The organism is Rhizobium sp. BR 249 (assembly GCF_047445895.1).
Taxonomy (GTDB): Bacteria; Pseudomonadota; Alphaproteobacteria; order Rhizobiales; family Rhizobiaceae; genus Rhizobium.
In genome coordinates this window covers 97,440-114,410 of record NZ_JARWKX010000021.1, presented here as the reverse complement: position 1 = coordinate 114,410, position 16,971 = coordinate 97,440, and the positions used below count along the sequence as shown (strand labels likewise).

The window sequence follows — 16,971 nt, the reverse complement described above, 5'->3', positions numbered from 1 at the left end:
GGGTTGGGGAGGGGACTTGATCAGTACGGCGCCGCCACCGGCCCCATGCCCACGTAAACCGTCTTCAACTCGGAATAGTGCTCCAGCGCGGCCAGCGAATTCTCGCGGCCGAAGCCCGATTGTTTCGAGCCGCCGAAGGGGATTTCCACTGGTGCGAGATTGTAGGTGTTGATCCAGAGCGTGCCGGCCTCCAGCCGGTCGACGATGCGGTGGGCGCGGGTGAGGTCGGCGGTAAAGACACCGCCGGAGAGGCCGAATTCGCTGGCGTTGGCGCGCGCGATCACCTCGTCCTCGGCTTCGAAATCGAGCACCGACATGACGGGACCGAAGATTTCCTCGCGGGCGATGGTCATGTCGTCGGTCACATCGGCAAAGACGGTCGGCTGCACGTAATAACCTTCGCCGGAGACATTGTTCGGAATGCCGCCGCCGGCAATCAGCGTCGCGCCCTCGGCCTTGCCCTTCTCGATGTAGGAGATCACCTTCTCGCGCTGCGCCCAGGAGACCATCGGGCCGATCTGCGTCGCCTCATCCATCGGGTCGCCGATCAGCATCGCCTCGGTGCGCGCCTTCAACCGCTTCAGGAATTCGTCCTTGATGGTCCTCTGCACGAAGACGCGCGTGCCGTTCGAGCAGACCTGGCCGGTCGAATAGAAATTGCCGAGCATTGCCCCGCCGACGGCCGAATCGAGATCGGCATCATCAAAGACGATGATCGGCGACTTGCCGCCGAGTTCCATCGTCACGTGCTTCAGGTTCCCGGCCGCTGCTGCCGCGACCCTGCGCCCCGTCGGCACGGAGCCGGTCAGCGACACCTTGGCGACATCGGGATGGTTGACGAGCAGCGGTCCGGTGTCGCGGTCGCCCTGGATCACATTGAAGAGCCCCTTCGGCAGCCCGGCCTCGATGAGGATTTCGGCGATCTTCAATGCGCCGAGCGGCGTGTTCTCGGACGGCTTGAATACCATGGCATTGCCGCAAACGAGGGCAGGGGCCGCTTTCCAGCAGGTGATCTGCTGCGGATAGTTCCAGGCGCCGATGCCGACGCAGACGCCGAGGGGCACGCGCTTGGTATAGGCAAAATCCTGCCCGAGCGGGATATGGGCGCCGTTGAGGCCGGCCGGTGCTACACCCCCGAAGAATTCGAGGGCGTCGGCGCCTGATGTCGGATCGGCGACGATCGTTTCCTGGATCGGCTTGCCGGTATCGAGCGTTTCGAGTTCGGAGAGAGCCCGGTTTCTCTCGCGCATGATGTCGGCCGCCCGTTTGAGGATGCGCCCGCGTGCCATGGGGCTCATCGCCGCCCATTCCGGCTGTGCGCGCTTGGCCGCGGCGATCGCCTTTTCGACGATCGCAGGCGTTGCGGCATGGAGCCGGGCGATCACCTCGCCGGTCGCGGGATAGATGCTCTCGATGACGGTGCCATCGGTATCCTCGACATATTCGCCGTCGATGAAGTGCGAGGCTTTCGGCTGGGCTTTCATGTCATTTGTCCTTGGAAGGTTCGATGTGGTCGTCCCTTCTCCCCTGGGGGAGAAGGTGGCCCGCAGGGCCGGATGAGGGGGCGGCAATCTCGGCCTTACGGCCGCTCGCTCCTGCGTCGCTCACCCCCTCATCTGTCCTTCGGACATCTTCTCCCCGCTGGGGAGAAGGGGAGCTGCTAGCCAGAAGCGCGTTCACATAATCCTCCGTCAGCGCGATCGAGGCTTCGATGCCGATCGGCGCCGATTTCAGACTTTGCCTGATATAGAGCCCGTCGATCATCGCCGCAGCGCCTTCGGCGATGCGTTCTGCGGCGTTGGCGGGCAGGAGCGCCTTGAGATCGGCAAGCAGGTTGGAACGCAGCCGCCTGGCATAGATCACCAGGAAGCGGCGCGTCTCTTCCGAGCGCTGCGCTTCGGCATAGAAGGCAAGCCAGGCGGCGATCGTCTCCGGTGCGAACTGGTCGGCGTGGAAATTGACGCGGATGACGGCCGAAAGCCGTTCGCGCGGCGTCGTCGCTGCCTTGAGTGCAGCTACGGTATCGTCGCGCAACTGTCTGAGCAGGGAGCGGATCGTCTCGATCAGCAATTGTTCCTTGCTGCCGAAATAATGATGCGCAAGGGCAGGAGACACACCGGCCTGGCGCGCGATGTCGGACATGGTGACGGCAAGCGAGCCGTGATCGCCGATCACCCGTAGCGCTGCATCGACCAGCGCCTTGCGGCGCACCGGCTCCATTCCGACCTTCGGCAAACGGACAACTCCTTTGAACTTCCGGCTAGAATATTTTTGATTGACTGATCAATCAATAAAAATCTTTCTCAATCTCATCGCTCTTCGGATCTTTCCCCGGTCAATTGCTGCAACATATTCAAATCCTACCGGGAGGTGCGTTATGGCCGATGTCTTCAACGGGATGCCCACATCCTCTCTGCAGTCGAAATGGATCTGGTTCGTCGGCCTCGGTGTGCTGCTGCTCGTCTGCGGCTTGATCGCGCTCGGCAATCTGATGCTCGCCACCGTCGTCTCGGTCTATTATGTCGGCATGCTCATGCTGTTCGGCGGCGTGATCTATCTCGTTCATGCATTTCAGGTGCGCGGCTGGGATCACGTGCTGTTCTGGGCGCTGAGCGGCCTGCTTTACGTGCTCGCGGGCATCTGCGCCTTCATCAATCCCATCCTGACGTCGGCGGCGCTGACGCTGTTTCTCGCGATCGCCCTTCTCATCGCCGGCGTTTTCCGCACTTGGGTCGGCAGGCGCATGAAGCCCGCCAAGGGCTGGGGCTGGATCGTCGCAAGCGGCGTCATTACGGCGCTGGCCGGCTTTGTCATCGCGCTTGGGTGGCCGGTAAACAGCCTCTGGATCCTCGGCCTTTTCCTGGCCGCCGATCTCATCCTCCAGGGATGGACGATGATCGCCTTCGGCTTCGGTATCCGCAGATGAAACAGTGGAGAGCAGTGTCCCGATGTCGCCTTTGAACGGTTTCTTTTTTGACAAGGCCACGACAGGGGATTAAACTTTAAGGGTTACGGCCTTTCGACTTGCGGGATCGCCTCCGCGTGCGAATGCGCCAGGGCATCGGCGAAATATCGTCGAAGATGCCGAAAATGGTCATGCGTCCCCCATGAGGCAGGATTCTGCCTGATCGAAAGTAGGGAGGAAGTCCATGCCGATGGTCACCGTTTCCATCTCTCCGCAGCAAGCGGCGGGCATCCGTGCCGCCGTCGACAATGGCGGTTATGCCTCGAGCAGCGAGGTCGTCCGCGAGGCGCTTCGCCTCTGGGACACCGCCCGCAAGATGGGAGAATTTCGCGGCGATGTTCTCGATGACGAGGGCGTCCAGTCCGGCGGCAGATGCGTCGCCGACATGTTTGCCGATCACGAGGCGGAACGCCGCCGCTCCGCCTGAGCAAGCTTTTGATTGCATTGGAAAATTTAATGAACGTGAAACGCGTGGGAGGCTCGCGCGCGTTTCACAAAACTTTCATATTGGCGAAAGAGTTTATACTTCCTGGGCGAGGCGAATTGACGCCCTTGCCACTTCCCGCCTTCCCAAGGCTCTGGGGCTGATCTATTCCGAACAATCGGGATCAGGAGGGTCGCGCCATGTCACTGCCTCAGGAAATGCGTTTCGTCGATCTGCCGTCCTTCGGCGGGCCGGAGGTGATGGCGATCGGCAAGCGTCCGCTGCCGGTGCCGGGCGAAGGTGAGGTTCTCCTGCGTGCCGAATCGATCGGCGTCAACCGTCCCGATATCGCCCAGCGCCAGGGCAGCTACCCGCCACCCAAGGATGCAAGCCCGATCCTCGGCCTGGAACTCTCGGGTGAAATCGTCGCCGTCGGGCCTGGCGTCAGCGGCTATGGCGTCGGCGACAAGGTCTGCGGCCTCGCCAATGGCGGCGCCTACGCCGAATATTGTATCCTGCCGGCCGGGCAGATCCTGCCTTTCCCCAAAGGATATGACGCGGTGAAGGCCGCGGCCCTTCCCGAAACCTTCTTCACCGTCTGGGCCAATCTCTTCCAGATGGCGGGTTTGACGGAAGGCGAGACGGTGCTGATCCATGGCGGCTCCAGCGGCATCGGCACGACGGCGATCCAGCTTGCCCGCGCTTTCGGCGCCGAGGTCTATGCGACCGCGGGCTCGAAGGAAAAATGCGAGGCCTGCGAAAAACTCGGCGCCAAACGGGCGATCAACTACCGGACCGAGGATTTCGCCGAGGTGATCAAGGCCGAAACCGGCCAGGGCGTCGATATCATCCTCGATATGATCGGCGCGGCCTATTTCGAGCGCAACCTCGCCTCGCTGGCCAGGGATGGCTGCCTGTCGATCATCGCCTTCCTTGGCGGGGCCGTCGCCGAAAAGGTCAATCTCGCGCCGATCATGGTCAAGCGCCTGACGGTCACCGGTTCCACCATGCGCCCGCGCACGGCCGAGGAAAAACGCGCCATCCGCGACGATCTTCTCTCCGAGGTATGGCCGCTGCTGGAGGCGGGCACCGTCGCGCCCGTCATCCACAAGGTCTTCGCCTTCGAGGAGGTGGTCGAGGCGCACCGGTTGCTGGAAGAGGGCAGCCATGTCGGCAAGGTCATGCTGCGCGTCGGCTGAGTGTCAGCGAGACACCGACGGCCAGAATGCCGGGTAAAGCCATCATGAGATAAAGCCAGTGCGCGGCCGAAAGCGCACCCGCGATGCCGCCCGGCTCGACGAGACCGGCGCCGTTGGCGATGCCGAAGTCGAGCGCAGCGAACATATCCTGGTCGGGGCGCGGCGCTGCGCCTATCGCATCAGGCCGCATTGACCCTTAAAAGCACGCGGCACTTCAGGCCGGCTGCTGCGCCTGTCGCTTGTTGCTTTCGAGATAGAGCAACGCGCCGATCGCCGCCAAACCCGCCGCCGCGCCGACGAAGGCGGTTCCGGAATAATCGGTGATTTCAGTGCCGAAGGCGAAGAGCCCGGCGCTGATGCCGGCTCCGATGAAGCTGTTGAGCGAGATCAGCGAGCTTCCGAGCCCCGGCCGGTCGGCGATCAGGTCCTGCAGATAGGTGATCGGCACGCTGAGGATTGCTGCCACGCCGCAGGCATTGACGAGGAGCAGCGCGTAGACCTGCCAGCGCGCCGAAACAAATCCGAGCAGCAGCAGATAGGCGCAGTAGATCAGCGAGCCGAAGGCAAGCACATGCACCGTCCGGAAGCGGCGCTGCGCCATGCCCCACATCATCATGAAGGGCATTTCGAGAAAGGCCGTCAGCCCGGCCATGAAGCCCACGTCGACCACCGTGCCGCCTGCCGCATGGATAATGATTAGTGGCGAGAGCATGCCGTTCAGCCGCTGCAGCCCGACGAGCATCGACATGACGAGGACGCGCGCCAGCACATAGGGTACGAAGATCCGCTTCAGTGACGCGATGAAGCCGACTTGACTGGAAGCAGGGCCCGCCGAGCCATTTCCGGGCGCGAAGAAGAAATACAGGCAGAAGCAGGTGCAACTGGCGAAGGCCGCAATCCCATAGGCCGGCGTCATCGACGGCGAATTGACGAGATAGAGGCCGATCAACCCCGGCGCCAGCGCCCACGAACCGGAATAGAGCGCCCGCACCATGGCCGTGATCGCCGCCGCCCGGCCGCGGTCCATCTGGTTGGTCCGGGCGCGCAGGCTGGCGAAGAGCAGCGAATAGGTGGAATTGCTCATCGGCACCAGCAGAAGCGTCGAGAGAATGAAGACCGCAGGGCTGTGGGTGAGCGCGATCGAGCCGAAACCGAGAATGCCGGCGACGGAAAGAGCCAGAACCAGCGGCCGCCGCTCCTTCAGCCTGTCCGACCAGATGCCAAGCGTCAGGCTCGTCGTGACGTTGACGATCGCCGAGACGAAGACCAAGGCCGAATAGGCGCCGTTGCTCATGCCCAGTTCATTGATCCCGATGATCGACTGGTAGGGCACCGTCGAGGCATAGGTGAAGGCGAGCGCGACAAGCGTTGCTGCTGGAATGCGCAGCCTGTTGTCGCCAAGGATCAAAGAGAGGGTGGATGACATGAGGGCGGTTCCTGATCCACCACTCTTAGCCGCATCCGACACATCAGAGAAACGATAGTTTTCGATCGTTTCAGTCAATTCCTGTGATGAGTATTTACGTTAGATTTTCGCTGTCAAACCGGAGAGCCAGAAGTCGATTTGCCCGAACGGAAGAACGTTCCGGAGGAAACCGACCAGAGCTGCCGCAATGGACATCAAGGCCAGCCCCACAAGCGCTCCAAGGATGATTCCGACGCTTGTCTTTTTCGGCCGGCGCGCCAACCAACACGCCAGGCCGAGAGAAACGGCCGTGAAAAATATTCCCAATATGGACTCTGAAATGGATAGGCCTGATTGCAAAACAATTCCTCGAAATGTGAGCTGTGTTGCAGGATAGCGTCTCGATGCTTCCAAACTCAAGGCCTGTGATAGCGGAGGTGGCGCGCTTGGCAGGAGGCGCTATTCCGCTGCGGACGCCCGAGCCCCGGCAAAGCGCTAACCCCGTTGGCTTTCGCGCGCCGACGCGGTATGCCTGCCTCTCCCCGCAGCACCTGGATGAGAGCCCATGACCAATCCCGTCACCGTTGAAGTCACCCGAGGCTTGCTCGTCGAAAGCCGCCATCGCGGCGCGGTGGCCGTCGTCGATGGCGATGGCAAGCTGGTCTTCTCTGTTGGAGATATCGACGCCGTCGTCTTCCCGCGCTCGTCCTGCAAGGCGATGCAGGCCCTGCCGCTGGTCGAAAGCGGTGCAGCCGACGCCTATGGCTTCGGCGACAAGGAACTGGCGCTTGCCTGTGCCTCGCATAATGGTGAGGACGAGCACGTGGAGCTTGCCGCCTCCATGCTGTCGCGGGCCGGCCGCGATGCCGGAGCGCTCGAATGCGGCGCCCATTGGTCGATGAGCCAGAAGGTCTTGATCCATCAGGCCCGCACGCTCGACGCGCCGACTGCGCTTCACAACAATTGTTCGGGAAAACATGCCGGCTTCATCTGCGCCTGCTGCCATCAGGACATCGATCCGAAGGGTTATGTCGGCTACGACCATCCTTTGCAGGCCGAGATCCGTGCGGCGATGGAAAGCCTGACGGGAGCCGTGCTCGGCGCCGAGAGCTGCGGCACGGATGGCTGCTCCATTCCGACCTATGCCGTGCCTTTGCGCGGCCTTGCGCATGGATTTGCCAAGATGGCGACCGGCAACGGCCTGGAGCCCTTGCGCGCCAAAGCCTCCCGCCGCCTGATCGAAGCCTGCATGGCTGAGCCCTTCTATGTCGCCGGCTCCGGCCGCGCCTGCACGACGCTGATGCAGATCGCCCCCGGCCGCATCTTCGTCAAGACAGGCGCCGAGGGCGTCTTCTGCGCCGCGATCCCGGAAAAGGGCGTTGCCATTGCGCTGAAATGCGAGGACGGCACGACCCGCGCCGCCGAAGCCATGGTGGCTGCCACACTTGCCCGCTTCTTCGAGACGGAAGACAAGGTTCATGCAGCCCTGATGGCCTTCGCCGCAACCTCGATGCGCAATTGGAACGGCATCCATGTCGGCGATGTCAGGGTCACGTCCGTCCTGACCAGTTGATCACGCCGCCACGATCGTGCCATTGAGATCGCGATAGGGCTTCAGCCGTTCGGCCGTCGTCTCCGCCGGCACGATCAGTCCGGCCACATCGGCAACGCCAAGCACCGGGCAGGGGGAGACGAGGTCGAACTTTTCTTCGGTCAGCAGGACATGGGTTTCGGCCGAGCACCGCGCGATATGCCGCTTGATGGCCGCTTCCTCGAAATCGCCGGTGGAAAGCCCGTGCACCGGATGCGCCGCCGTCACGCCGAGGAAGAACAGGTCCGGGCGGAGTTGCGAGATCGCCGCCGCCGCCGCTGCGCCCGTCGCCACCATCGAATGTTTGTAAAGCCGTCCGCCGGTGAGGATCACCTCGGCCGTCGGATGATGCTCCAGTTCGGCGGCGATCGTCGGGCTGTGGGTCGCAACCGTCAGCGGCATGGTGCGCGGCAATTGCCTGGCGATCTCCGCCGTCGTCGTGCCGCCGTCGAGGAAGATCATCTGTCCCGGCTTGACCATCGCCGCCGCCTTCGCTCCGAGCCGTGCCTTGATCTCTGACGAAACGCTGCGCCGCGCAGTGAAATCAGGCAGTTCCGGCGCCAGCGGCATCGCGCCGCCATGCACGCGCTTCAACAGCCCCTCCGCCGCCATCTCCCTGAGGTCGCGCCGGATCGTGTCTTCCGAAAGCGCGAACTCCTCGGCCACGCGCTTGGCGATCACCTGGCCGTCGCGGCGCAGGATGTCGAGAATGAGGCTCTTGCGTTGTGTCGTGAGCATTCGACCCTCTGCATGAAGTTGAATGAAATATCGTGAATATGCACGAATTGATTCGACATTCAAGAAATATCGTGCATTTTCACGAAGTCCCGTGCATGAGGCCGGGGGAGTTCCCGCATCAAAGCGGTGAAGGAGTGGACGATGTTGATTTTGATTGCCGGCCCTTATCGGTCGGGAACGGGCGATGACCCGGAAAAGATGGCCGCCAACCTGAAGCGGCTGGAGGAACCCTCGCATGCGCTGTTTGAGGCGGGCCATGTGCCGATGATCGGCGAGTGGGTGGCGCTGCCGATCTGGCACGCCGCCGGCGGCAGGTCGGTCGGCGACGCGCTCTACCAAGAGATCTTCCACCCGGTCGCCGGCCGTCTGTTGCAGCTTTGCGAAGGCGTGCTGCGCCTGCCGGGCGATTCCAAGGGCGCGGACAACGATGTGCGGATTGCGAGAGAACGCGGCATCCCCGTCTGGCATCGGCTGGAAGACGTGCCGGGCTGCGGCTGAATGCGAGGGAGGAGCCGGAAATTGCCGGCTCCTCCTGATCCCGCCGGTTCCGGCTCGCCCACCCCTGCGCTATAAGGCGTGCCGAAAGGGAGTCGAGAACCATGCTGACATTGTATTACGCCTCGGGAACCTGCGCGCTCGCCAGCCTGATTGCGCTGGAAGAATCCGGTCTGACCTTCGAAGTCAGGAAGATCAGTCTTCGCGACGGTGAGCAGCGTTCGCCGGAATTTCTGAAGCTCAATCCGAAGGGGCGCGTGCCGGCGCTCGTCACCGATCGCGGTGTGCTGACGGAAACGCCGGCGATTCTGGCCTACATCGCCCATATCGCGCCGGCCGCCAAGCTGGCACCGCTCGACGATGTCTTCGAATTTGCGAGATTGCAGGCCTTCAACAGCTACATCTGCTCGACTGTGCATGTGAACCATGCCCATCGCCCGCGCGGCTCCCGCTGGGCTGATGATCCGGCGGCGATAGAGGCGATGAAGGCCAAGGTGCCGCAAAACATGGCCGATTGTTTCACGCTGATCGAGCAGACCATGTTCGAAGGGCCGTGGGTGATGGGCGAAGCCTATTCGGTCGCCGATCCCTATCTCTTCACCATGACGGGCTGGCTGCCTTCGGACGGTGTCGATCCCGCCCGTTTCGAAAGGGCGAGCGATCACCACGCCCGCATGCTGCAGCGCCCCGCCGTCCGGCGGGCGCTGGCCTACGATCAGGCCTGAAAACCTGCGGCAAGCTTTTTCGGCGCCCGGAACAGCCAGGCGCCGATCAGCCGCAGCCGCAATTCCTCGTCCCCGATCATCGCCGCTCGTATCGGCAGATGCGGCCAGCCTCGATAGTGATCGGTCTGGAAGTAGATCTCGGGCGCCATTTCGAGCAGATGATCCTTATCGTCGAGGCCAATCGAAATCACGATCGTCTCGGCGTTCTTCACCGCGACGAAACTCTTGCCGGCCACCTTCAGCGCCGGGTTCCCATAGGACGTGCTTTCCTCGATATCGGGCAGGCCGGCTTCCGCCGCCAGCCGCTTCAGGCGCTCGAAGATCGCATCGACATCGTCGGCCATGGCTCTGCCCTTCTTCTCGGGTCGAAGCCTAGCATGTTTTTACGCGCATTTCGCCAATTGCGGTTTGGTCTCGGCGCCAAAGGCTGCCGGCATGCCGAGCGGCAGATCAGCGATTTCGCGCATCGACATGCGCTCGACCTCAGGATGCTGCAGTGGATCATTCTTCCATGGCGGATCTGCAACATCGGTGTTGGTCAGGCTGAGGGCGGGTTTCAAGAAAAACTTCAGCAATGACATAGCATGCCTCGCTTTCTTCAAAGGGAATCTGGGAGCTCAGGGGCCAGCGCCATTGAGCTCGCTATGTGCAATATCGGCCCCGATGGTCAGATTTTCAATTGAGATTGACGAGCCTCTGCTATAGAAAAACTATATGAAGAACCTGAACTCGGTACATCTCAACGGCCTGCGCGCGCTGGAAGCCGTCGGGCGTCTCGGCTCGCTCCAGGCGGCGGCTGAAGAGCTCGGCGTCTCGGTCGGCGCCGTCAGTCAGCAGGTCATCAAGGCAGAAGCCCAATTGGGTTTGGTGATCTTCGAGCGCACCGCCAGAGGGATGATCGTCAGCGAAGCGGCCCGGCCCGTGCTCTTCGCGCTCGACGAGGGTTTTGCCCGTCTTTCGGCCGCCGTGTCGATAGCCCAGCGCAAGGACGACACGATTCTCACCATCTCGGTGGCGCCGGTTTTTGCTGCCCGCTGGCTTGTCTGCCGGCTCGACCGCTTCGTCGAACGTCACCCGGACATCAAGCTGCGGCTGGACGCGACGACCAATCTCATCAATCCGGCCCTCTGCGACGTCGATATCGGCATCCGCGTCGGCGCCGGCCAGTGGCCGGATGTGAAGGCCGAACTGCTCTTGCAGCAGGAGGTCTTTCCCGTCTGTTCGCCCGAGATGGCCGCGAGATTGAAGAAGCCCGCCGATCTTCTCGAACTGCCCGCCATCATCGATGGCCGCGCCATGTTTTCCTGGGAGGTCTGGATGCGCGAGGCGGGCCTGTCAGGCGCCACGCTTGCGACCCGCCACGTCTTCAACGATGCCTCGCTCTGTCTCGATGCGGCCATCGCCGGGCAGGGCGTCATGCTTGCCTGGCAAACGCTGGCCGCATTTGCGCTCGCCGAAGGCCGGCTGGTCGCCCCCTTCGGCATTCGCGCGCGTACCGGCTTCGGCCATTACTTCGTCACAGCCGATGGCGTGCGCGAGCCGAAGAAAGTCAGAGATTTCAAGGCATGGATCCGCGAGGAAATGGCCGGCACGCTGACCCTTTTCCCGTAGTTTAAACCTCGACCGGCTCCTTGCCGCGGGCCGCCTGCATGCCTTTGTAGGCCGGGCGGGATTGGCAGCGTGCGATCCAGGCCTTGATGTTCGGATGCGCCTGGAAAAGGGCCTCTTCGCTCTGGGCGTAGCGCAGTACCTCGGCGATGTTGAGATCGGCAACGGTAAAGCGGTCGCCGACGATCCACTGCCGGCCGGCAAGGTGGCTTTCGAGAGCCGCGAACGGCCGGCGCAGCGAGCGGCAGGCGACGGCGATCGTCTGCTTGCCGTCCTCGCTGTTTTCGAGCCCGCTATCATAAGTGAGCACGATCTTCACCGTTTCGGGTTCGACCTGCGATGCCGCCCAGACCGTCCACATCGTCAGCAATCCGTCTTCTTCGACGGTTTGTCCGGAAAGCGGTCCGCCATGCTTGCGCGCAAGATAGAGATTGATCGCCAGCGACTCGTGCATGACGAGATCGCCGTCCTTGATGCTGGGGATCTGCCCCATGGGGTTCACGGCGAGAAAGTCAGGCGAGTGGGTGTTGAGCGGCGCTTCATCGGACAGCGGGCTTGCCAGCCGCCTTGCCTGCAGCACCGGAACGGACTGAAACTCGAGCCCGAGTTCCTCCGCCATCCAATAGACGCGTGACGCACGCGACCGATAGACTCCGTAGATCGTCAGCATGAAAGATACCCCTCGATATGTCCCGGATGACCGTAAGTGCTAGGTCAGTCCCGGAAAAGTCCTTGCCGCTGATGGAACGATGAAAGCTTTTGATGCTGCGCCGTTCCTCACATCACCGGCGGCGTGGGCGCCGATACTTTTGTCTTCAAGGCGCTGGCCGACACGACGGTCGCCGTTGCGGGCCGGGATTCGATCTTCGACTTTTCGAGCGGCGGCGACCGAAATGGTTCTGCGGTGTCGTTGCTTGTCAGGAGGTCCGGTTTCGCTCGACGGTGAGCTGCGCATAGGGCGAGCCGCCGCTTGCCAGTTCTCCCGACACTTTCTTCTCCCACTGAAAGCCGAGAACCGCTCCTTCGGAGGTTTCCTGAAACACATTGTCGGTAATGACGGCGGTTCCGGCGCCGTCGGCGACCGAGACCGCACATCCCACAGGCGTCTTGCGCACGACATTGCCGTTGACGATGACATTTCTGAGATAGGGACCCCAGCCGATCTGCAACCCCCAGCGCGGCGCGCCCTCGATCGCATTGCCTGAGATCAGCGTGTCGGCCTCCGCGGCAATGCCGATGCCGAAACCGACCTCGTGCTTATAGGGGCCTTTCAGCGTCAGGTTGCGCACCACATTGCCGGTGACGCTCGCGAGCCGCCCGCCCTCGTCGAAATTGGCGATCGAAATGCCGTTCGCCGCCCCGTCGATCAAATTGCCGGATACGACGGCGCCCTCGAAGGCGAATTCGACATAGATCGCCGTCTCGCCGGAGCGCCGGCATTGGTTGCTGTTGATCTGGATATCGGAGGCCGAATTGGCGCGGATCGCCGTGAAGGCGCAGTCGGAGATATGGTTGTTCACCACCATCACGCTGTCGGCGCGGAAGATATTGATGCCGTTGCCGTTTTCGCCGGTGCCGCCGTCATTGGCGCGAATGTTGGAGATGCGGTTTCCGGAGACGACCGTGCCATCCTCCGCCTTCTTCCAGCGGTGCACCAGGATGCCGCCATTGCCGCAATCAGAGACCGTATTGCCCGATATCGAAAGATTTGCCGATTCTACCGCGTAGAGCCCGGATTGGGCCGCGCCCGAAATACGGCTGCGCTCGATCCGCCCGCCGCAGCGCTCCAATTGGACGCCGTGCTTGCGGCTGCCGCCGATCTCGCAATTGTCGATCAGCACCTCGTCGACGCCGGCAAATTGCAAGAGCCCGCCGGCGTAGTCGCCGAGCCGGCGGTTGCCGCCGTCGATGACGAGATTGGAAAGCTCGACCCGCCGTACGTTTTCGGCGGCGAAAAGGTGGCCTTCGCCGGTATAGACGATCCGCGACGCCCCGGGCACGCCTGATATGCGGGTGTTGTCGGGCAAGGTGAGGTTGGAGACCTTGTAGGTGCCGGGCGGCAGAAAGACCGGCACGTTCTCGCGCGCCGCCTGCTCGATCATCTGCTGAAGATTTCGCGTCTTGCGGTCGCCGCTTTCGGCAATGGCGCGATATTCCGCCGCGTCGATCGCGCCGCGCAGCTTCGGCTCGGCCGCCGCCGCCAGCGGCGAGGCGAGGGCGCGCGGCGCCATCCCTCCCGCAACGGCCGAGGCGGCGAGAAGCAGAAGCATGTCGCGACGTGAAGGCATTCCGGGATCTTGTGTCATGGCCGGCCTGTAGCAGAAAACATGCCAGGTCCGCATGTATCCTTTTGGTGCAGGCGGCCGAAATTGCAGTCACCGCCGCAGATAAGGGCAGGATATCGCCGCGGATATTGTCGTCTCGTTCACCCTTTCATTTAAGCAAGCCGAAGGAAATGCCGAATACTCTGAAAGAGAGTTTCATTGACTATGCGGGATACGGCCTTCGGCCGCCGGGGAGAATGGGGTCATGCCTGAATTGAGTGCCAGGCGATGGGAATCGACCGATGCCCTGACCGCTGAAACGCGCCGTATCGTGGCCGCGACGGAGGCAATGATGGCATCGACTGCCCACCATCTCTCCGAAGGCATCGAGAATCTGCGCCTCAAGGCGATCGTCCACGAGCTTCCGGACTTTCTGTACGTCAAGGACCGCGACAGCCGCTTCGTCTTCGCCAATGCCATCACCGCCAGTTGCCTCGGCCTCAAGAGCGCAGCCGAGATCACCGGCAAGCGCGATTTCGACCTGTTCGATTTCGAGACGGCTCGCCGCCACTTCGACATCGAACAGCAGATCATGGCGACGGGTGAAGCCCGCATCGACATGGAGGAGACGATCGCTCTCCCTGGGGCTGCCAAACCGATATACCGGCTGACCTCGAAGATACCGCTGCGCAACGATCGCGGCGAGATCGTCGGCCTGATCGGCGTTTCCCGCGACATCACCGAGCGCAAGCTGCAGGAGGATCTTTATCGCGGCCAGGCGAACCTGCTTGAAATGATCGCCCGCAACGAGCCGCTGCCGATGATCCTCGAGGCGCTCGTGCTGATGATCGAGGCGCAGTTGACCGGCATCGACGGGTCGGTGCTGTTGCTCGACGGCGAGGGTACCAGGCTTTATCACGGTGCTGCTCCCAATCTGCCCGGCGGCTACAGCCGCCTCATCGACGGCGTCACGATCGGCCCCAAGGTCGGCTCCTGCGGCACCGCCGTCTGGCGGGGCCAGACTGTCATCGTCGAAGATGTGATGAGCGATCCGCTCTGGGAGGATTTTCGCGCACTGGTCGCGCCCTTCGGCTTTCGCTCCTGCTGGTCGACGCCGATCGCTACTTCGAAGAACAACGTGCTCGGCACCTTCGCACTCTATTCGAAGGAAGTCCGCCGGCCGAGCGAGCACGAGACGAAGCTGGTGGCGCTCGCCACCCACATCGCCGGCATCGCCATCGAGCGCAAGCGCGTCGATGACCGCATCCATTTCATGGCCCATCATGACGATCTGACGGGCCTGCCGAACCGTGCTTTCCTGAAGGAGCGGCTGGCCAATATCCTCGACCAGGCCCGGCGCAACAATCGCAAGGTCACCGTCGCCTATATCGATCTCGACAACTTCAAGGACGTCAACGACGGTCGCGGCCATGCCGCCGGCGACGAGGTGCTGAAGGAGATCGCGGTGCGCATGGTCAACAGCGTGCGGGCTTCGGATATGGTTGTGCGTCTCGGCGGAGACGAATTCCTTGTCGTTCTCGTCCACCAGTCGAGCCATGATGCCGGCATCATGCGCCGCCTTCGCGAGTTGCAGAAGGCGATCAACCGGCCGGTCCGCGGCGAGGAAGGCGAGTTCATCGTCACGTCGAGCATCGGCGTCGCCTCCTTCCCCTTCGATGGTGTGACGTCGGAGGAACTTCTCGCCAATGCCGACCGCGCCATGTACCGAGCCAAGGAACTCGGCCGCAGCACGTTGCAATATCATGATGGCGTCGGCAGCCCGCCAGTCGGGATGCCGCTCAGTGAGCGGGAGGAACTGCACCAGGCGATCACCGGCAACCAGCTTTTCCTGGAATACCAGCCGCAGGTCGATGTCGCCACAGGCCGCATCACCGGGCTCGAGGCGCTGGTACGCTGGAACCATCCGGCAAAGGGCAGGGTTCCGCCGGTCAATTTCATTCCGCTCGCCGAAGAGACGGGCCTCATCGTTCCCCTCGGTCTCTGGGTGCTGAACGAGGCGTGCCGTCAGGCCCGCCGCTGGCAGGATATGGGGCTGACGCCGATGACGATCGCCGTCAATGTCTCCGCCAAGCAGTTCGCCGATCCGGATTTCACGGCTCACGTCGCCGAAGCGCTCGATCGTCACGGCCTGCAGTCCCATTGGCTGGAGTTGGAGGTCACCGAAAGCGTGGTGATGCATGATGCCGAACGCGCGCTCGCCATGATGGAATCGCTGCGTGCGCTTGGCGTGCGCCTGTCGATCGACGATTTCGGTTCCGGCTATTCCAGCCTCGCGGCGCTGAAGACCTTCCCCTTCGACCGCCTGAAGATGGACCGTTCGCTGGTCGAAGCCCTGCCGGGCGACAAGACCGCCGTCGCCATCGTCTCGGCCGTCATTTCGCTGGCGCAGACGCTGAAGCTTTCGGTTCTCGCCGAAGGTGTGGAGACCGACGCCCAGCTGGATTTCCTACGCCATGCGCGCTGCGAGGAGGCGCAAGGCTACCGCTTCTCGAAGCCGGTTTCTCCCGACGAGATCGCCGCATTGCTCAAAGCAGGCAATCTCTGAGCTCTATTTGACAAGCTTGCCGATCGCCTCGATCTCGTTCGTCCATATGCCCGCCGCATAGCCCTGCGGCAGCCGCGCCAATTGCGCGGGATCGTCGATGCCGGTGGAAAAGTCGCTGCCGCGATAGGGGCCGATCACGAAGACCTCCGTTCCGGCATCCTCCATCCGGTTGAGGAAACGGTCCGGCCAGCCCCAGAGCCACGGCGCGATATTGACCGGCACCAGCATCATCCGATGTTTGCAGTCCTCCGGCATGAGACCCGTCCAGCCATAGCCGATATAGCCGAGCAGGCAGCCCTTCAGGCTCTTGCGCGAGGCCGTCCTGATATCGGGCACGAGCCGGCGCACCATATCGATCGGCTCGTCGCCGCCATAGACGATGATCTCCGCCCGCCGCTCGCTGGAAAGCCCGTTGAGCACAGCGGCCAGTTTTTCCCCTTCGGAAGGATCGCGGCTCTTGACGTTGATGAGGAAACGCCGGTCGGGAAAGGCCGAAAGCACCTCGGCAAGCGTCGGCATCATGCCGACGCCCTTGCCGCGGAAGGGGAAGGTCTTGCCGCCGTCTGCGGTGTAACCGTAGCCGATATCGAGCGTCTTCATCTCCGCCATCGAATGCTCGCGCGTGACGCCGTGTCCATCGGTGCGGCAATCGAGCGTCCAGTCGTGAAAGACGGCGAACTCGCCGTCCGTCGTCGGGTGCACGTCGATCTCGACGATATCGGCGCCGGCGGCAAAGCCTGCCTGCATCGATGGAATCGTGTTTTCCAGATAATCGTGCTTCGGCGGCAGCATGCGCGCGGCCGTGCACGTATCGTTCTTCAGATCGGTTTCGTCGAACCGCTGGGCGACGCCGCGATGGGCGAGCAGTTCCGGCTTTCCGGGCCGATGCTCCGCCAGCAGGCTGGTGTTGTTGAGATAGATGCCTGCGGCGGCGACCGCAACCGTCGCCGCGCAAATGAGAAGCTTCCTGCCCAATGCCATTCCCCCTGAT

16 protein-coding genes and 2 pseudogenes are annotated in these 16,971 nt (G+C 62.6%); 9 read left to right on the top strand and 9 right to left on the bottom strand.

Annotation, left to right across the window (positions count from 1 at the left end; genetic code table 11):
- Positions 1-20 precede the first annotated feature (20 nt).
- Both betB and betI read right to left on the bottom strand, forming a co-directional pair.
- Positions 21-1,484 (bottom strand): betaine-aldehyde dehydrogenase, encoded by a 1,464-nt coding sequence (betB, locus tag QD408_RS19835; protein ID WP_414140474.1) that lies wholly within the window; start codon positions 1,482-1,484, stop codon positions 21-23.
- A 151-nt stretch (positions 1,485-1,635) separates the two neighbouring features.
- Positions 1,636-2,220, bottom strand: a pseudogene (betI, locus tag QD408_RS19830) (transcriptional regulator BetI); the annotation flags it as partial.
- 157 nt (positions 2,221-2,377) lie between these two features.
- Between betI and QD408_RS19825 the strand changes: the two are divergent.
- The 4 genes and pseudogenes from QD408_RS19825 to QD408_RS19810 form a co-directional block, all read left to right on the top strand.
- On the top strand, positions 2,378-2,926 hold the full coding sequence (locus QD408_RS19825) for an HdeD family acid-resistance protein (RefSeq protein WP_414140473.1): 549 nt from the start codon (positions 2,378-2,380) through the stop codon (positions 2,924-2,926).
- Positions 2,927-3,149: 223 nt separating this feature from the next.
- Positions 3,150-3,392, top strand: a complete 243-nt coding sequence (locus tag QD408_RS19820; RefSeq protein ID WP_088680773.1) for a type II toxin-antitoxin system ParD family antitoxin — start codon at positions 3,150-3,152, stop codon at positions 3,390-3,392.
- Between the two features lie 197 nt (positions 3,393-3,589).
- A complete protein-coding gene (locus QD408_RS19815; protein WP_414140472.1) occupies positions 3,590-4,588 on the top strand; it encodes an NAD(P)H-quinone oxidoreductase in 999 nt (332 codons plus the stop codon).
- Positions 4,589-4,697: 109 nt separating this feature from the next.
- Positions 4,698-4,781 (top strand): annotated as a pseudogene (locus QD408_RS19810) (MarR family transcriptional regulator); the annotation flags it as partial.
- 21 nt (positions 4,782-4,802) lie between these two features.
- On the opposite strand, the gene QD408_RS19805 reads toward QD408_RS19810, so the two are convergent.
- Complete coding sequence (locus QD408_RS19805; RefSeq protein ID WP_088680775.1) at positions 4,803-6,014, bottom strand: MFS transporter; 1,212 nt, start codon at positions 6,012-6,014, stop codon at positions 4,803-4,805.
- Between the two features lie 544 nt (positions 6,015-6,558).
- Here QD408_RS19805 and QD408_RS19800 point away from each other — a divergent pair.
- The gene (locus QD408_RS19800) at positions 6,559-7,566 is read left to right on the top strand and encodes an asparaginase (protein ID WP_414140471.1); all 1,008 of its coding nucleotides are present in this window, start codon (positions 6,559-6,561) and stop codon (positions 7,564-7,566) included.
- Here the strand turns inward: QD408_RS19800 and QD408_RS19795 are convergent, their stop codons facing one another.
- The gene (locus tag QD408_RS19795; RefSeq protein WP_414140470.1) at positions 7,567-8,322 is read right to left on the bottom strand and encodes a DeoR/GlpR family DNA-binding transcription regulator; all 756 of its coding nucleotides are present in this window, start codon (positions 8,320-8,322) and stop codon (positions 7,567-7,569) included. It lies immediately after the preceding gene.
- A 141-nt stretch (positions 8,323-8,463) separates the two neighbouring features.
- On the opposite strand from QD408_RS19795, the gene QD408_RS19790 reads away from it, so the two are divergent.
- Together QD408_RS19790 and QD408_RS19785 are read left to right on the top strand one after the other, a co-directional pair.
- A complete protein-coding gene (locus tag QD408_RS19790; protein ID WP_414140469.1) occupies positions 8,464-8,820 on the top strand; it encodes a DUF4406 domain-containing protein in 357 nt (118 codons plus the stop codon).
- A gap of 101 nt (positions 8,821-8,921) precedes the next feature.
- On the top strand, positions 8,922-9,542 hold the full coding sequence (locus QD408_RS19785) for a glutathione S-transferase family protein (RefSeq protein WP_414140468.1): 621 nt from the start codon (positions 8,922-8,924) through the stop codon (positions 9,540-9,542).
- Here QD408_RS19785 and QD408_RS19780 read toward each other — a convergent pair.
- Positions 9,533-9,886 carry an MmcQ/YjbR family DNA-binding protein gene (locus QD408_RS19780; protein WP_088680782.1) on the bottom strand — a complete coding sequence of 118 codons (354 nt, stop codon included), beginning with the start codon at positions 9,884-9,886 and terminating at the stop codon, positions 9,533-9,535. The two genes, QD408_RS19785 and QD408_RS19780, sit on opposite strands and share 10 nt — an antisense overlap.
- A 39-nt stretch (positions 9,887-9,925) precedes the next feature.
- Complete coding sequence (locus tag QD408_RS19775; protein WP_414140467.1) at positions 9,926-10,123, bottom strand: hypothetical protein; 198 nt, start codon at positions 10,121-10,123, stop codon at positions 9,926-9,928.
- 133 nt (positions 10,124-10,256) lie between these two features.
- Between QD408_RS19775 and QD408_RS19770 the strand changes: the two genes are divergently transcribed.
- Positions 10,257-11,153 (top strand): LysR substrate-binding domain-containing protein, encoded by an 897-nt coding sequence (locus QD408_RS19770; RefSeq protein WP_414140466.1) that lies wholly within the window; start codon positions 10,257-10,259, stop codon positions 11,151-11,153.
- 1 nt (position 11,154) lies between these two features.
- Here QD408_RS19770 and QD408_RS19765 read toward each other — a convergent pair whose 3' ends face one another.
- Together QD408_RS19765 and QD408_RS19760 are read right to left on the bottom strand one after the other, a co-directional pair.
- Entirely contained in the window at positions 11,155-11,820 is a 666-nt protein-coding gene (locus tag QD408_RS19765; protein ID WP_414140465.1) for a glutathione S-transferase family protein, read from the bottom strand.
- A 247-nt stretch (positions 11,821-12,067) separates the two neighbouring features.
- Positions 12,068-13,438: a TIGR03808 family TAT-translocated repetitive protein gene (locus tag QD408_RS19760; protein ID WP_414140464.1), complete on the bottom strand. Its 1,371-nt coding sequence runs from the start codon at positions 13,436-13,438 to the stop codon at positions 12,068-12,070.
- A gap of 241 nt (positions 13,439-13,679) precedes the next feature.
- Here QD408_RS19760 and QD408_RS19755 point away from each other — a divergent pair, with 241 nt between their 5' ends.
- Complete coding sequence (locus QD408_RS19755) at positions 13,680-15,980, top strand: putative bifunctional diguanylate cyclase/phosphodiesterase (protein ID WP_414140463.1); 2,301 nt, start codon at positions 13,680-13,682, stop codon at positions 15,978-15,980.
- Between the two features lie 3 nt (positions 15,981-15,983).
- On the opposite strand, the gene QD408_RS19750 is transcribed toward QD408_RS19755, so the two are convergent.
- On the bottom strand, positions 15,984-16,955 hold the full coding sequence (locus tag QD408_RS19750) for a glycerophosphodiester phosphodiesterase family protein (protein WP_414140462.1): 972 nt from the start codon (positions 16,953-16,955) through the stop codon (positions 15,984-15,986).
- Positions 16,956-16,971: the final 16 nt, after the last annotated feature.

What these genes read in the sequence shown, in the direction of transcription:
- betB (WP_414140474.1), bottom strand. Translation starts at nt 1,484, where the DNA reads ATGAAAGCCCAGCCGAAAGCCTCGCACTTCATCGACGGCGAATATGTC.
- QD408_RS19825 (WP_414140473.1), top strand. Translation starts at nt 2,378, where the DNA reads ATGGCCGATGTCTTCAACGGGATGCCCACATCCTCTCTGCAGTCGAAA.
- QD408_RS19820 (WP_088680773.1), top strand. Translation starts at nt 3,150, where the DNA reads ATGCCGATGGTCACCGTTTCCATCTCTCCGCAGCAAGCGGCGGGCATC.
- QD408_RS19815 (WP_414140472.1), top strand. Translation starts at nt 3,590, where the DNA reads ATGTCACTGCCTCAGGAAATGCGTTTCGTCGATCTGCCGTCCTTCGGC.
- QD408_RS19805 (WP_088680775.1), bottom strand. Translation starts at nt 6,014, where the DNA reads ATGTCATCCACCCTCTCTTTGATCCTTGGCGACAACAGGCTGCGCATT.
- QD408_RS19800 (WP_414140471.1), top strand. Translation starts at nt 6,559, where the DNA reads ATGACCAATCCCGTCACCGTTGAAGTCACCCGAGGCTTGCTCGTCGAA.
- QD408_RS19795 (WP_414140470.1), bottom strand. Translation starts at nt 8,322, where the DNA reads ATGCTCACGACACAACGCAAGAGCCTCATTCTCGACATCCTGCGCCGC.
- QD408_RS19790 (WP_414140469.1), top strand. Translation starts at nt 8,464, where the DNA reads ATGTTGATTTTGATTGCCGGCCCTTATCGGTCGGGAACGGGCGATGAC.
- QD408_RS19785 (WP_414140468.1), top strand. Translation starts at nt 8,922, where the DNA reads ATGCTGACATTGTATTACGCCTCGGGAACCTGCGCGCTCGCCAGCCTG.
- QD408_RS19780 (WP_088680782.1), bottom strand. Translation starts at nt 9,886, where the DNA reads ATGGCCGACGATGTCGATGCGATCTTCGAGCGCCTGAAGCGGCTGGCG.
- QD408_RS19775 (WP_414140467.1), bottom strand. Translation starts at nt 10,123, where the DNA reads ATGTCATTGCTGAAGTTTTTCTTGAAACCCGCCCTCAGCCTGACCAAC.
- QD408_RS19770 (WP_414140466.1), top strand. Translation starts at nt 10,257, where the DNA reads ATGAAGAACCTGAACTCGGTACATCTCAACGGCCTGCGCGCGCTGGAA.
- QD408_RS19765 (WP_414140465.1), bottom strand. Translation starts at nt 11,820, where the DNA reads ATGCTGACGATCTACGGAGTCTATCGGTCGCGTGCGTCACGCGTCTAT.
- QD408_RS19760 (WP_414140464.1), bottom strand. Translation starts at nt 13,438, where the DNA reads ATGCCTTCACGTCGCGACATGCTTCTGCTTCTCGCCGCCTCGGCCGTT.
- QD408_RS19755 (WP_414140463.1), top strand. Translation starts at nt 13,680, where the DNA reads ATGCCTGAATTGAGTGCCAGGCGATGGGAATCGACCGATGCCCTGACC.